Source organism: Paraclostridium benzoelyticum, assembly GCF_001006285.1.
Classification (GTDB): domain Bacteria; phylum Bacillota; class Clostridia; order Peptostreptococcales; family Peptostreptococcaceae; genus Paraclostridium; species Paraclostridium benzoelyticum.
The window spans coordinates 1-15210 of record NZ_LBBT01000033.1 but is presented as its reverse complement, the minus strand read 5'-3'; the positions used below and the strand labels follow the sequence as shown (position 1 = coordinate 15210).

Below are 15210 nucleotides of genomic sequence, written 5' to 3'. Positions count from 1 at the left end.
TTATAAATGCTTGGAGGCTAAAAATGAAGAAAAACGATTTTTTTCTTATTTTATCAGTTTTAATCATAATAGGGGTTTGGATAAGTTTTAGCTTTTTCAAAAACCAAGACGAAGGTGAAAAAATAGTTATATATTTAGATAATAAAGTATATAAGGAAATTCCTATTGATGCAACTGAAGATATAACTATAAAAACAGATTCTGGATTTAACAAGATTAAAATTCATGATAAAGGCGTTGAAGTCGTAGATGCATCATGCCCAGATAAAGTATGTGTGAAAACTGGTTTTATAGATAAGTCTAATAAAAATATAGTATGTATACCTAATAAGGTAAGTATAAAAATAATCAGTAATGAAAAAAATGATATAGACACAATAGCAAATTAAAAGTAGGTGAAGAAATGGTTAACATAGGAAACGATTGGGATGAAATATTAAAAGGTGAATTTGAAAAACCATATTATTTAAAATTAAGAGAATTTTTAAAAGAGGAATATAAAAATAATATTATATATCCTGATATGCATGACATATTTAATGCATTGAAATATACATCATATAAAGATACTAAAGTACTAATCTTAGGGCAAGATCCTTATCATGGAGAAAATCAAGCTCATGGGCTTGCATTTTCGGTAAAGCCTGGAGTAAAAACACCTCCGTCTTTATTAAATATGTACAAAGAATTAAACTCAGAATTTGAATGTTTTATACCTAATAATGGATTTTTAGTTCCTTGGACAAAACAAGGTGTATTACTATTAAATACAGCACTTACAGTTAGAGCTCATGAAGCTAACTCTCATAAAGGAAAAGGATGGGAGACTTTCACAGACCATATAATAGAGACTTTAAACTTGAGAGAAGATCCTGTGATATTTGTTTTATGGGGAAATAATGCAAGAAGTAAGAAAAAGTTAATAGATACAAATAAACATTACATAATAGAATCTGCACATCCAAGTCCACTATCAGCTAGTAGAGGATTTTTTGGATCTAAACCATTTTCTCAGGTTAATGATATCTTAATTAAATTAGGAAAAGAGCCTATAGACTGGCAAATTCCAAATATATAAAATATATAATAAAAATAAAATCCTTTTAATATGTGAAAGGATTTTATTTTTTAAGGTTAAAAAAATTAAAATTTACAAAAATTAAAGTTAAATTATATAGAAAATTGTAAAAATATGAAAATGTTTGCTAAAAACAGTTGCATCAAAAAAAAATATATGGTAATATAAGTTTGTAAGTGAGAGGACATCCCATATGGGGGTGGATGGGTGCTGGTGTGCCCTCTAGTCTTCAAAACTAGTATGAGGGGTTAAGAGCTTCTTGGGTGGGTTCGATTCCCACGCACTCCCGCCAATTAAATGAAAAGAACTTCTGTATAGAAGTTCTTTTTTTGCTTTTAATAACTTAATTATCATCAAAATTTTCTTTTTGGCTCATTGTAAATTGTTTAAGGTCATTATCCCATATATATAATTCTTTTGAAATGTCTTTAGAAAAGGAATTATCATTTGATGAGATTGTTGAGACATATAGTATTTGGGGAGGGTAGTCGTCTAGAAAGTCCATACTTCCAGATACTTTAATTTTATCACTACTTTTTAAATCTATTTTTTCGAAATATAGATCTTTTTTTAGTTTAGATGAATATTTAAGTCCTTCTTGATAAAATATCTCTATAAATTTTTTATCATTTGAGTATGTAGTTTCATCCTCACACTTTTGCTCAACTACTAAAAAATCTTTATAAAAATAAAATTCATTTATGTCATCTAAATTATCTACAATTGAATCAAATGAGTAAGTATGATCTTCATTTTTTATATAAAATGATATAAAAGACTTATTTTGAGGCAATCTTATAGAGAATGCTATATATTTATTTGGACCATTTTCTAAATTTTTATGAATATCGAGTTGCATATAATCTATATATCTTATAAAATCTTCTTTATTAGTATCTTTTAAAATCTGAACAATCAAATTATAATTATCGTTATTAGATAGGGATTCTATAATATCTGAATGGATATTATTTTTAGAAGAACTTACGTCGAGTATTAAAAGCAATGAAACCAATACATTTATTATAAGTATATAAAATAGAAAGTTAATTAATTTTTTCAAAGCATCACCCCTATTTGTATAATCGATATTAAATTATATTCTTGCACATGAAAAAAATTACACAAGGAGATATTTAAAGCATGAACAAACATTTTAAAACTAGAACAGGTCTTATAATCGGAAATGAAGGAATTGAAAAATTACAAAATTCAAATGTAATTGTATTTGGAGTTGGAGGAGTAGGAAGTTTTGCTGCAGAGGCTATAGCTAGAGCTGGTGTAGGCAAGATGACTATTGTAGACTTTGATGATGTAGACATAACTAATATAAATAGACAAATACCAGCACTTCACTCAACTGTAGGAAAATATAAGGTTGATGTTATGAAAGATAGAATTTTAGATATAAACCCAAATATAGATATAAAAGCAATAAGAGCAAAATATACAGCTGAAAATAGTGAAGAAATATTATGCGAAGAATATGATTATGTTATAGATGCTATAGACATGGTTACTTCTAAAATTCATTTGATAGAAACTTGTGTTAAAAAGAATTTAAATATAATAAGTTCTATGGGTATGGGAAATAAGTTAGATCCTACAAAAATAGTAGTTACGGATATATATAAAACTCAAATGTGTCCACTTGCTAAAGTTATGAGAAAAGAATTAAGAGATAGAAAGATAAAAAAATTAAAGGTTGTTTATTCAACAGAACAACCTGTAGAGTTAAAAGAAAAAATTATGAATGGAAAGAAAATAACACCAGGAAGTATATCGTTTGTACCTTCAGTAGGAGGGCTTACAATAGCGTCTGTAGTAGTAAATGATTTAATAAAGTAAACTAAGTAAAAAAGTGATTGTAGCTAAGTGCAAAGTGTCAAAAATTAATTCACCTTCATACAGGCTTTAAAATCTCGCCTGTAAATGGCGGTTGAATTAATCATTGACACTTTGGTAAGGTTCAATCACTTTTTTTATTTACTTTACTATTTAGGTGGGGATGAGGTGGTTATGGTATTTCCGTCACTGTAAAAGGATAGATGCCCTTGTTTATCTGTTCTGTATACTTTTGTGTTTGCTTTTGATAAATTAAGTAAAGTTTCTTTATGTGGATGTCCATATTCGTTATCATACCCACAAGATATAACTGCGACATCAGGAGTTATAGTGTTTATAAAATTTTCACCTGAAGAGCTTTTACTACCGTGATGAGCCACTTTTAAAAAGTTTATATTACTCAAATTAAAACTGTTTAATATTTCTTCCTCATTTTCCAACGTACAGTCACCTGTAAACAAAAATGATTTTTTACCATAGTCTAATTTGAACACGATAGAGTTTGAGTTATTATCTAAATGGGTATAAGAAGGATTTAAGACAGTTAATTTTATGTTATTGTCTAAATTTATGATATTTCCCTTTTCGAGGAATTGAGGATTAATATTTTTCATGCTACAAGATTGAATTAGATTGTAGTATGAATCACTATTTACTTCTTTATTTGGAAGATAAACTTTAGAAATTTCAAATTTATCAATAATAGCATCTAAACTTCCTATATGGTCAGTATCTGGATGAGTAGCTATAACGAAATCTATATTTTTTACTTTTTTAGATTTTAAAAACTTTTTTATAATGAGAGAGCTATCTTCATCGCCTCCATCAACTAATATATTAGTTTTATTTGGAGTTTGAATTAATATACTGTCACCTTGACCTACATCTATTATATGTACTGATAGGAGCGTTTTTTTGCCACAACCAACCAAAAGTGTTATTATAATAAATGTTAAACATATGATTTTTTTCATTACATACTCCAATCATTACCTGTTTATATTGAATAAATAAAGATAATATTAATAAATAAAACATTATTTATTAGTTTAGACTTTAAACTTAAAATTAATTCAAATGAACGGTAAAGTTGGGTATATAAATTAATATATAAGCATCAAAAGGAGAGTTATTTATGATTTTTAAAGAAATTGATATAAATGCATATGAAGAATTAAAACCTTTTTTCCATCATGTTGATTACGAAGCATGTGAATATTGTTTTACTACTTTATATATGTGGAGACATGTTTATAAAACTAGTTATTATGTAAATGATGATTTTGCTTTAATTGTTGGAGAATATGAAGGAGATAGATTTTCTGTACTTCCATTAGCTAAAAAAGATAAAATACATGAAGCTTTAGAGTTTATGGTTAATTACTTCAAACATGAAGACCATCAAATTTATTTAAGGGCTGTTACAAAAGATGTTGTTGAATTGCTTCAAAAAGATTATCCAGGAAAGTTTAAATATATAGAGGAAAGAGATTACTTTGACTATGTATATGATGCAGAGGCTCTAAGAACATTAAAGGGAAGAAAAAATCAAAAGAAAAGAAATCATCTAAATTATTTCTTAAAAGAATATGAAGGAAGATTTGAATATAAGAAATTAGGGAAAAAAGATTTTGATCAATGTATAGAACTTTTAAAAGAATGGGCTAGCAATAAAGCTGAACAAGGCGATGTAGATGATGGCATAGATGATGAATTTATAGGAATTAAAAAAATATTTGATAATTATGATGTATTAGAAGAAGAAGTTAAAGTAGCTGGAGTATATATAGACAATAAATTAGAAGCATTTACTATAGGTGAATATATAAATGAAGATATGGCACTTATTCACATTGAAAAAGCTAATCCAGAAATCAGAGGATTATATCAATATATAAATCAACAATTTTTAGTGCATGAATTTGAAAATGTAGAGTTTGTAAATAGAGAAGAAGACCTAGGGATTGAAGGACTTAGAAAAGCTAAGCTTTCATATCATCCATGTAAATTTGTAGAAAAGTATACGGTTATGGAGGCCTAAAATGGATATAAGATATGCTAAGGGTGAAGATTTAGAGGATTTAAAAAATATTTGGAATTATTGTTTTGGAGATGAAGAATCATTTGTTGACTATTACTTTAACAACAAGTATAAGCCGGAAAATACTGTAATTGTTAAAGAAGATAACGAACTTAAGTCTTCTCTACAATTAAATCAATATAAAATAAAGTTAAATGAAAAAGTTTACGATACATCATACGTAGTAGGGGTTTCTACATTCCCAAATGCAAGAGGGAAAGGGTACATGAAGGATATGATGGACTTTTCATTAAATGAACTTTATAAAAAAGGACAAGTGGTTTCGCTGCTTATGCCTATAGACTATAGATTATATAAAAAGTATGGATATGAACATTGCTATGATCAATTAGAATATAAACTCGATATAGACGGACTAAAACAATTTAAAATAAATGGAGACTTTGAAAAAATAAATGAAAGTCATATAGAATATATGATTGATATTTATAATGACTTTTTATCTAAATGTAATGGATATGTTGTTCGAGATAGATTTTATTATGAAAATTTATTTAAAGAAATAAAATGTGAAAATGGACATATTTATATACATAAAGGTAATGGCTATGATGGATATATAATATATTTCATTATGGGAGATACTATGTTTATAAGAGAAATATGTTATAAGAATATAAATTCTTTAAAGTCGATGTTAAAATTTATTTTCAATCATAACACTCAATGTAAAAATATAAAAGTAATGTCTCCTATTACAGATAGTATAAGATTTATATTGCCAAATTTAAAGGATAATGAGCTAAGTTTAAAACCATTTATGATGGGAAGAGTTATAAATGTTGAAGACTTCTTGAATGATATTTATACAGAGCATGAAGATTTAGATAGTGTATATATAAAAATTGATGATAATCAAATAAAAGAAAATGATAATGTTTTTGAAGTTAAGATTTTAAATAATAAAATTGTAGCTAAGAAAAGTAATCGTGAAGCTGACTTTAAATTAAGTATAAACCATTTAAGTCAAATAGCTTTTGAGTATACTGATATAAATCAAATTTTATTTGTAGAAAATATTGAGTTAACAGATAAAAATAAAAAGGCAATAGACTTACTAAATTCTATATTTAATAAAAAAGAAAATTATATAAATGAATACGTATAAGGAAAAAGTACTTACTTTTTCCTTTTTTGATTTAAAAAATCCTATATGTACATAATTTAAGAAAAGTACGTCTAGGAGATTTTTATGAGAAGGCCGATATTTATAGTGTTTTGTATAATGATAAGCATAAGCTTTGTTGTTACAAATTATTATTCAAATGAAGATTATAAAAATGATAAAAATTGTACCATGGAATTAGAAGGACTAGTTAAGAATAAAGTAAATAAAAATAATTATGTCCAATACCAGATTGAAGATTATTTAATAAATGACTATTCTACCAAAGTAGAGATAAAGCCAGGTCAAATTATAAGATTTAAAGGGAAGTTAAAAAAATATGAAAACTTTAAGGGTGAAATATTTGATTATAATAGGTATCTAAAGAGTAAAGGGTATAAAGGAATTGTAGAAATAAATGATTATAAAATTATTGGAGATAATTTTATTTATATCAAATTGTTTAATATAAAAGATAAAATAAGTAAAACAATAAAGTATTTATATAAAGATAAATCTAAATTTATAAATTCGATAATTTTAGGTGAAAAAGAAGGGATAGATTCAGAAGCAAATGAAATTTTTTCTAAAACTGGAGTAAGTCATATTTTAGCTTTATCAGGACTTCATGTAAGTATATTTATAACTATAATTGGGTTTAGCTTTGGTAAAATAAATAATTTGCTTAAATTTACTTTTTTAGCTCTTATACTGTGGAGCTACAGTATTATGGTTGGGCAATCTCCGTCCATAATAAGAGCTATAGTTTGCAGCTTGATATCTTATTTGGCAATTTTTGTAGAAAAAAGGTCAGATAGTATAAATAACCTGTCTATTGTAGGTATTTCCTTAATAATAAATAATCCTTATGTGATTTATAATATAAGTTTCCAATTGTCTTTTCTTGCAACATTGTCTATAATATACTTCTATGGTTATATAAATGAAAAAATAAAAGTTAAGACATTATCTCTTACTTTAGCAGCTAATATATTAACATCTCCAATAGTATATTTATATTTTAAAAATATATCTATTGCATGTATAGTTAGTAATATAGTAGTTGTACCACTTTTAAGTATAGTTATATACATTAGCATTTTAAGTGCTATAGTATTGCCGCTTAGTTTGATTTTAACTAAAATAATGGTTGGGATTAACACAAGCATAATTGATTTTGTATATATGACATTAGAATTTTTATATAATATAAATGGAAGCTTTATTGAATTTGAAAATTCTAATAAAATTTTAGTTATTGTATATTACATTTTAATAGGAAGTTTTATGATATATAAAGAAATAAAAACGATAAAGGAGCAAAGAAATGAATTACAAGGATATCATCAAGAGCATGAACAACAACGAATTTAAAAATGTATATCTTTTTTATGGAAGAGAGTTTTATTTAATAGAAAATGTAATAAAAACTTGTAAAAGAAGTTTAAATGAAAGTATGATAGATTTTAACCTAGATATCCTTGATGGAAAAGAACTGACATTAGATCAAATTTTAAGCAATGCAGAAACACTTCCATTTATGGATGAGAAGAAAATTTTAATAATAAAAGATTTTGAATTACTAAAGGGAAAGAAAAAAAACTTTTCAGATAGTGATGAAAGTGAGCTTGTAGAATATATTGAAAAAGTTCCTAGCACAACGGTTATAGTTTTTCTAGTTTATGGAGATGTAGACAAAAGAAAAAGTTTAGTTAAAAAAATTAATAAAGTTGGAATAGTTAATCATTGTGATAAGTTAAGTGATATGGATTTATTCAAATGGGTAAAGAATAGGTTTAAGCAAAATGAAGTGTATATAAATGATTCTGAAATCATGTATTTTATAGAGCAAGAAGGATATAGAGATAAAAACAGTGAAAAGACATTATCTGATTTAGAAAACGAAATAAATAAAATAGCTTCATTTGTAGGTAAAGGAAATAATGTAACAAAAGCTATTATTGATAAATTATCTCAAAAGAAAGTTGAAAATGATATATTTAAACTAATTGATGAGATTGGAAATAAAAATTCATCACATGCAATGAAAATAGTAACTGATATGATTTTAGAAGGTGAATCTGTTCTTGGTATATTTGCTATGGTTTCAAAGCAATTTAAATTAGTGATGCAGGCAAGGCAATTACAAAATCAAGGGTATTCATCTAAAGTTATAGCTGAAAAATTATCAGCACATCCATTTGTAGTTGCTAAGGCCTTAAAACAAGGTAGGTTATTTGCAGATGAAGCTGTAGTCGATATGTTGAATTTTATATTAGAAAGTGATTTTAAAATAAAGAATGGGCTAATGAAAGATAATTTAGCAGTAGAGATACTCGTAAGTAAGTATTGTCAATAAGGAATTGTTCAAATATATTTAATAGACAGTTAGTTTTAGTATTATTTAAAAATTTATCCATATGAAACTTTGAAGATAATTAAAGTATAGGGTAAATTCTTAAATAATACTTAACTAGTTTACTATTAATCTAGAATTTGGGTAATTCCTTATTTTTTACGCTTAAGGAAATTATACTTAATTAAATTTTGTGGGTAACTTATGTAATATAGTGATACAAATGTTTTGGTGAAAGTAAAAAATGACATTTTGAGCAACGGACGGAGTCGTTGGCGACATGAGCGAAGCGAATTTTTTATGCGTAGTTTTTAAATTAAACAGAAAAAGACCCTTGATTAAAATCAAGGGTCAATATCTATTTTAAACGGGAATTAAGCGTTCATTCCGTTTAACTTTTGAGCTAACTTAGCTACTTTTCTAGCTGCAGCGTTCTTGTGTATAGTTCCTTTAGAAGCTACTTGAGATATTCTCTTTTGAGCGTATTGGAATCTAGCAGCAGCCTCTTCTCTGTTTCCTGCAGTAACAGCTTCTTCGAACTTTCTTATTGCAGTTTTTATTTGAGATTTTCTAGCTCTGTTTAAAGCAGTTTTCTTCTCGATAACTTTTATTCTTTTCTTTGCTGATTTTATGTTTGCCATCTGGTTCACCCCCTCGTGAGTAGTTTATATTATTCATCGTCAACATATTAGATTTTAACAGAAATAAATCTAAAAATCAAGGATAATTATTATTAACTTTTTTAATATCTTTCCATTTGACTTTTTAGATTATAACCCAAATCAAAATATTTTACAACCTACAAATTAATTATTCTAAAAAAAATTAAATTAAATTTATTTGGTTATAAAATTATAAAATTTGTTAACAATGTTTAGTATGATTAAATTTAAACTTTTAAAATGGAGGAAGTTTTATGATAAGTTTAAGAACTGATTTAGCTCTAGAAGCTAGAGAAATATATGAACAAGGTAATGATGGAAGTAATATACCTGGAGTTAAAATAGATACAAAAGAATTAGATGATTGTATTGTAACTAAAGTTGAAGTATTAGATGAACAAGGATCTCAAATTATGAACAAGGGGATAGGGGTTTACACGACTATAGAAAGTAAGTTAATGAAATATGATGATGATGAATCTAGAGAGCAGGTAACTGAATATTTAAAAGATGAACTAATAGATATACTTGGAACTGATAAAACTAAAAAGACATTAGTTATAGGGCTTGGTAACTGGAATATAACATCAGATGCATTAGGACCGAAAGCTGTTTCTAAAACTCTAGTAACTAGACATATATTTAAAAACTACAACAAAGAATATGATGATGATTTTACAGAAGTTGCAGGACTTAGTCCGGGGGTAATGGGAATTACAGGTATAGAGACAAGCGAGATAGTAAAATCAATAGTTGATATGATAAAGCCTGATAGAGTTATAGCAATAGATGCTCTAGCTTCAAGAAAAATGGAAAGAGTAAACTCTACAATACAAATTTCAACAGCTGGAATTTCACCTGGAGGTGGGGTTGGTAATAAACGAAAAGCATTAAATAAAGACTATTTAGGGGTAGATGTAATAGCTATAGGAGTTCCCACAGTAGTTGATGCTGCGACATTAACTAGTGATGTACTTGATCTTGCAATTGATAATCTTATGGAACAATCCAAAGAAAGCAAAGATTTTTACAACATGTTAAAAGAGTTAAAAGAAGAAGAAAAATATCATTTTATAAGAGAATCATTAGAACCATATGATAAAAATTTAATAGTTACACCAAAAGATATAGATGATACGATTGAAAATTTAGCAGTGATAATAAGTGAAGGCTTAAATAGATCGCTTCATCCTGGGAGAATTGTAAATTAAGGAGGATATAATATGAGAAAAAAAGTTGCTAGTCTTGGGATTGTAACCTGTGTTATATGTGGGTTATTTTTTAAGACGTCGTATGCACTAAGTGAAGATGAGTTTTTAAAATTTCTTATAAATACAAGCTATCCAGAGACTAAGGTAGATACACCTAAATCTGAAAATGAAAAAGGAGCAAGGAAAATAGATAACGAATCAGAAAATAAATCTACAAATAAAGATGATGAATTTGTAAAAATGTATGTAGGAGAAGAGAATGTTCCTAAAGTTGATGATTCTTCAAACAATGAAAAAACTACAGAAGCAGCATCTACAAGCAGTAAATATGTAGATAATGTTTTAGTAACTAAAGATCAGCCTCAAATTCTTATATATCATACTCATGGAGGCGAAACTTATGTAAATTCTCCAACTGGAAATTATCACTCTTATGATAAAGAAAATGCTACTTTAGAAATTGGAGCACTTTTAACTCAAGAATTAGCTAAAAGAGGAAGATCTGTAGTTCATAATACTACTTACCATGATATGCCAGAGTTTACAGGTGCATATAGTAGAAGTTTAAAAACTATAGAAACAATGCAGGAAAAATATAAAAGTATTGATGTAATAATAGACTTACATAGAGATGGTAGAGATATAACTACTGAAAAAGCTAAAAAAGATTTTCATGATGCATGTACAACTAAAATAAACGGAGAAAATGTTGCTAAATTTTTATTTGTTGTAGGTGAGAAAAGTGAAAACTATTCTAGCAATTTACAATTAGCAAAAGAAATTACAGCATTTGCAGAAAGTAAATACCCAGGAATAACAAGACCAGTAGTTAAAAAGCCAAAAGCAAAATTCAATCAATATAAGTCAGACAAACCATTGTTACTAGAAGTAGGAGGAAATGCGAATACAAAGGAAGAAGCTCAGGCATCGGTTAAATATATTGGAGAAGTAATAGATGAATTTTTAAAACAAAAAGGTATGTAGGATAGAACTATGAGCCGAATAGAACGTAAAAAAGAAGAAAAAATTAAAAAACTATCTAGAAGGCCTATATATAGAGGGATATTTATATTAACTATGGTTTGTATAATAAGCGGATGCATATTTTTAGTAGATAAAGAGGCTACACTTATGATAGGGAAAATAGATAAGTATAACATAGAAGTTTTCATAGAGAACTTAAATGGTTCATTTATGAAAACTGTAAAAGATGTAGAAGAAAAAATAAGTAAACTTAATAATTTAAGATAAATTAGGGTTATCGATACGATAGCCCTAATATTATTTTAAGAACCTTTATTTAAATTGTTGTATCAATATTTACATAATTGCGGATATATTATAAAATAAAAGTTATGATAATAATAAAAAGGAGGAATAAAAGGTGGACAGCAAACAAAGTAGAACGAGAAATTTTAGTATAATAGCACATATAGACCATGGAAAGTCTACCTTAGCAGATAGATTAATTCAACATACAGGACTTGTTAGTGAAAGAGAGATGAAAGATCAGTTACTAGATAACATGGATCTTGAAAGAGAAAGAGGAATCACTATAAAGCTTCAAAATATTAGATTAGTTTATAAGGCTAAGGACGGAGAAGAGTATTACTTAAACTTAATAGATACTCCAGGACACGTAGACTTCAACTATGAGGTTTCAAGAAGTTTAGCAGCTTGTGAAGGGGCATTACTTGTAGTAGATGCAGCACAAGGTGTTGAAGCTCAGACATTAGCCAATGTTTATTTGGCAATAGATCAAGATTTAGAAATATTACCAGTTATAAATAAAATAGATTTACCAAGTGCAAGACCAGATGAAATAAAAACAGAAATAGAGGATATAATAGGGCTTGATGCAAGTGAAGCTCCACTTATATCAGCTAAAAGTGGATTAAATATAGAAGATGTACTAGAAGCTATAGTTAAGAATGTTCCATCACCACAAGGTGATAAAGAAGCTCCGTTAAAAGCATTAATATTTGATTCATATTATGATGCATATAAAGGGGTTGTAGCATACGTTAGAGTATATGAGGGAACAGTTAAAAAAGGTATGACTATAAAAATGATGAACACTAACAAAAAATTTGAAGTAACTGAAGTTGGTGTTATGGCTCCAGGACAAAGAGAATTAGACGAGTTAAGCGCTGGAGATGTTGGATATATTGCAGCAAGTATAAAAGACATAAGAAGTTGTTGTGTTGGTGATACAATAACTGATGCTAATAACCCAACTGATGATCCAATGCCAGGATATAAAAAGGCGACTCCAATGGTTTACTGCGGTATATATCCAGGTGAAGGGGAAAAGTACGAGAACGTAAGAGATGCTTTAGAGAAATTACAAGTTAATGATGCAGCTCTTGAATTTGAAGCTGAAAGTTCAGCAGCATTAGGATTTGGATTTAGATGTGGATTCTTAGGACTACTACATATGGAGATAATCCAGGAGAGATTAGAAAGAGAATTCGATTTAGACATAATAACTACAGCGCCATCTGTTATATATAAAGTAACAAAAACTGATGGGGAATTAGTTATGGTACAAAATCCAGCAAACTTACCAGAACGTGATGAGATACAAATGATAGAAGAGCCAATGGTAAAAGGTGATATAATAGTTCCTAAAGACTATGTAGGTACAGTTATGGAACTTTGCCAAGAGAGACGTGGAGATATGATAAATATGGAATACATAGATGAAAAAAGAGTAATGCTTCACTATGATCTTCCACTTAATGAAGTTGTTTATGATTTCTTCGATGCCCTAAAGTCTAGAACAAGAGGATACGGATCATTAGATTACGAGTTAAAGGATTATGTTCCTTCTAAGCTTGTAAAATTAGATATATTAATAAACAAAGAACAAGTTGATGCACTTAGCTTTATAGTTCATGAAAGTAAAGCTTACTCAAGAGGGAAATCAATGTGTGAAAAATTAAAAGGTGAAATACCTAGACACCAATTCCCAGTGCCTATACAAGCTGCAGTTGGTAATAAGGTAATGGCTAGAGAAACTATAAGTGCACTTAGAAAAGATGTTCTTGCTAAGTGTTATGGTGGAGATATATCACGTAAGAAAAAACTTCTTGAAAAACAAAAAGAAGGTAAGAAACGTATGAGACAAATTGGATCAGTAGAAGTTCCGCAAAAAGCATTTATGTCTGTATTAAAATTAGATAGCTAATTATTATAAAATGAAGGGAATTTTACCTTCATTTTTTTTGTAGAAATGATCGAAAAATGTAGAAAATTTAGTATAAAAACTAACTAAAATTTAATGAAATAAAGAGGGAATGGTTATCCTAAATTATAAAATAAATAAATTTATTTAAAGTGCTGTAAAAAAAAAAATAAAAGTGTCGAAATGTATTGTTATTTATAAAAAAATGTAGTAATATTCATATTGGACATTTTAATAAAGCAAAAATATAAGGAGGAAAACGATGAGCAACAAAGGACTTCAAAAAACTTTAGGTTTTTCCGCAGCGCTTTCTACAGTTGTTGGTATGGTTATAGGTGGAGGGGTATTCTTTAAACCTCAAGCTATATATTCAGCAACAGGTGGAGCACCAGGATTAGGTATGTTAGCATGGGTTATAGCTGGGGTTATAACAATAGCAGCTGGACTTACAGCAGCGGAGGTATCTGCAGCAATACCAAAAACTGGTGGCATGATGATATATATCAAAGAGATATATGGAGACAGATTAGGATTTTTAACAGGGTGGATGCAAGCGGTATTATTCTTCCCAGCGACAGCAGCAGCATTAGGTGTAATATTTGCTCAACAAGCAGCTACTTTAATAGGTCAAAGTGAAACTAATATGGCAGTTGTATTACCAATAGCCTTAGGAATTATATTATTTTTAGCAGTATTAAATACAGTAGGATCTAAATTAGGTGGAACAATACAAACTGTAGCAACTATATGTAAATTAATACCATTAGCTGTTATAATAGTATTCGGATTTATAAATGGATCAGGAGATAACTCTATAACAACTCCATTCATAGGTGAAAACTTATCTATGGGAGCTGTTTTAGGTCAAGTTTTAATAGCAGCATTATTCGCATATGATGGATGGATAAATGTTGGTTCTATAGCAGGAGAAATGAAAAACCCAGGTAAAGACTTACCAAAAGCTATAGTTGGTGGTTTATCAATAGTTATGGCTGTTTATGTAGTTATAAACTTAGCTTACTTATGGGTTGTACCAGCTAGTGAAATGGCAACAGTAAGTGCTCCAGCATCGTTAGTTGCAGAAAGAATATTTGGACCAATGGGTGGTAAAATAGTAACAGTTGGTATATTAATATCTGTATTCGGTGGATTAAATGGATACTTATTAACTGGACCTAGAGTATCTTACGCATTAGCTTGTGAAGGTACATTACCAGGAAGTAAAGCATTATGTAAGTTAAATAAAGGTGGAGTTCCATCAAATGCAATATTCTTAATGGCAATACTTGCTTGCTTATATGCATTATCAGGACAATTCAACTTATTAACAGATTTAACAATATTCATAATATGGGTGTTCTATGTATTAACTTTCATAGGAGTAATGAAGTTAAGAAAAGATCAACCAAACTTAGAAAGACCATACAGAGTGCCTTTATACCCAATAATACCATTAATAGCAATAGCTGGTGGATTATTCGTTATAGTTAACCAATTAATGAATAATACTTTAGTAGCTGCTGGTGGATTAATAGTTACAGCTATAGGGTTACCAGTTTACTCAGTAATGTCAAAAAAGCAAAAAAATAATTAATTAATTATTTTAAAATAGATAAAAAAGAGATAGTAATTTTACTATCTCTTTTTTGTGCTTAAGGAGATTAT

The 15210-nt window shown here is 28.1% G+C and carries 15 protein-coding genes and 1 tRNA gene; 13 read left to right on the top strand and 3 right to left on the bottom strand.

Going from position 1 to position 15210, the window contains the following annotated elements; all coding sequences use genetic code 11:
• The first annotated feature begins 23 nt into the window (after positions 1 to 23).
• The 3 genes from VN21_RS01780 (at position 24) to VN21_RS01770 (ending at position 1370) form a co-directional block, all read left to right on the top strand.
• Positions 24 to 389, top strand: a complete 366-nt coding sequence (locus VN21_RS01780; RefSeq protein WP_046821757.1) for a NusG domain II-containing protein — start codon at positions 24 to 26, stop codon at positions 387 to 389.
• Positions 390 to 403: 14 nt separating this feature from the next.
• Positions 404 to 1078: a uracil-DNA glycosylase gene (locus tag VN21_RS01775; protein WP_046821756.1), complete on the top strand. Its 675-nt coding sequence runs from the start codon at positions 404 to 406 to the stop codon at positions 1076 to 1078.
• Between the two features lie 195 nt (positions 1079 to 1273).
• Positions 1274 to 1370, top strand: a tRNA-Sec gene (locus tag VN21_RS01770).
• Between the two features lie 51 nt (positions 1371 to 1421).
• Here the strand turns inward: VN21_RS01770 and VN21_RS01765 are convergent.
• Positions 1422 to 2141, bottom strand: a complete 720-nt coding sequence (locus VN21_RS01765; RefSeq protein WP_046821755.1) for a hypothetical protein — start codon at positions 2139 to 2141, stop codon at positions 1422 to 1424.
• A gap of 80 nt (positions 2142 to 2221) precedes the next feature.
• Here VN21_RS01765 and VN21_RS01760 point away from each other — a divergent pair, with 80 nt between their 5' ends.
• Positions 2222 to 2926 carry a tRNA threonylcarbamoyladenosine dehydratase gene (locus VN21_RS01760; RefSeq protein ID WP_046821754.1) on the top strand — a complete coding sequence of 235 codons (705 nt, stop codon included), beginning with the start codon at positions 2222 to 2224 and terminating at the stop codon, positions 2924 to 2926.
• 146 nt (positions 2927 to 3072) lie between these two features.
• Here VN21_RS01760 and VN21_RS01755 read toward each other — a convergent pair whose 3' ends face one another.
• The gene (locus tag VN21_RS01755) at positions 3073 to 3897 is read right to left on the bottom strand and encodes a ComEC/Rec2 family competence protein (protein WP_052951948.1); all 825 of its coding nucleotides are present in this window, start codon (positions 3895 to 3897) and stop codon (positions 3073 to 3075) included.
• A 161-nt stretch (positions 3898 to 4058) separates the two neighbouring features.
• On the opposite strand from VN21_RS01755, the gene VN21_RS01750 reads away from it, so the two are divergent.
• The 4 genes from VN21_RS01750 (at position 4059) to holA (ending at position 8488) form a co-directional block, all read left to right on the top strand.
• Positions 4059 to 4964: a DUF2156 domain-containing protein gene (locus tag VN21_RS01750; RefSeq protein WP_046821753.1), complete on the top strand. Its 906-nt coding sequence runs from the start codon at positions 4059 to 4061 to the stop codon at positions 4962 to 4964.
• A gap of 1 nt (position 4965) precedes the next feature.
• A complete protein-coding gene (locus tag VN21_RS01745) occupies positions 4966 to 6132 on the top strand; it encodes a GNAT family N-acetyltransferase (RefSeq protein ID WP_046821752.1) in 1167 nt (388 codons plus the stop codon).
• Positions 6133 to 6216: 84 nt separating this feature from the next.
• Complete coding sequence (locus VN21_RS01740) at positions 6217 to 7503, top strand: ComEC/Rec2 family competence protein (protein ID WP_046821751.1); 1287 nt, start codon at positions 6217 to 6219, stop codon at positions 7501 to 7503.
• A complete protein-coding gene (gene holA / locus VN21_RS01735) occupies positions 7457 to 8488 on the top strand; it encodes a DNA polymerase III subunit delta (protein WP_046821750.1) in 1032 nt (343 codons plus the stop codon). Before VN21_RS01740 ends, holA begins: the two co-directional genes overlap by 47 nt.
• A 371-nt stretch (positions 8489 to 8859) precedes the next feature.
• On the opposite strand, the gene rpsT is transcribed toward holA, so the two are convergent.
• On the bottom strand, positions 8860 to 9126 hold the full coding sequence (gene rpsT, locus VN21_RS01730; RefSeq protein WP_021432084.1) for a 30S ribosomal protein S20: 267 nt from the start codon (positions 9124 to 9126) through the stop codon (positions 8860 to 8862).
• A 275-nt stretch (positions 9127 to 9401) separates the two neighbouring features.
• On the opposite strand from rpsT, the gene gpr reads away from it, so the two are divergent.
• The 5 genes from gpr (at position 9402) to VN21_RS01705 (ending at position 15139) form a co-directional block, all read left to right on the top strand.
• Positions 9402 to 10358 carry a GPR endopeptidase gene (gpr, locus tag VN21_RS01725; RefSeq protein ID WP_046821749.1) on the top strand — a complete coding sequence of 319 codons (957 nt, stop codon included), beginning with the start codon at positions 9402 to 9404 and terminating at the stop codon, positions 10356 to 10358.
• Between the two features lie 12 nt (positions 10359 to 10370).
• Positions 10371 to 11342: a stage II sporulation protein P gene (gene spoIIP, locus VN21_RS01720; protein WP_046821748.1), complete on the top strand. Its 972-nt coding sequence runs from the start codon at positions 10371 to 10373 to the stop codon at positions 11340 to 11342.
• Positions 11343 to 11351: 9 nt separating this feature from the next.
• Positions 11352 to 11609 carry a hypothetical protein gene (locus tag VN21_RS01715; protein ID WP_046821747.1) on the top strand — a complete coding sequence of 86 codons (258 nt, stop codon included), beginning with the start codon at positions 11352 to 11354 and terminating at the stop codon, positions 11607 to 11609.
• A 133-nt stretch (positions 11610 to 11742) separates the two neighbouring features.
• Positions 11743 to 13548, top strand: a complete 1806-nt coding sequence (lepA, locus tag VN21_RS01710; protein WP_046821746.1) for a translation elongation factor 4 — start codon at positions 11743 to 11745, stop codon at positions 13546 to 13548.
• Between the two features lie 259 nt (positions 13549 to 13807).
• Complete coding sequence (locus tag VN21_RS01705) at positions 13808 to 15139, top strand: APC family permease (RefSeq protein ID WP_046821745.1); 1332 nt, start codon at positions 13808 to 13810, stop codon at positions 15137 to 15139.
• The last annotated feature ends 71 nt before the right edge of the window (positions 15140 to 15210 follow it).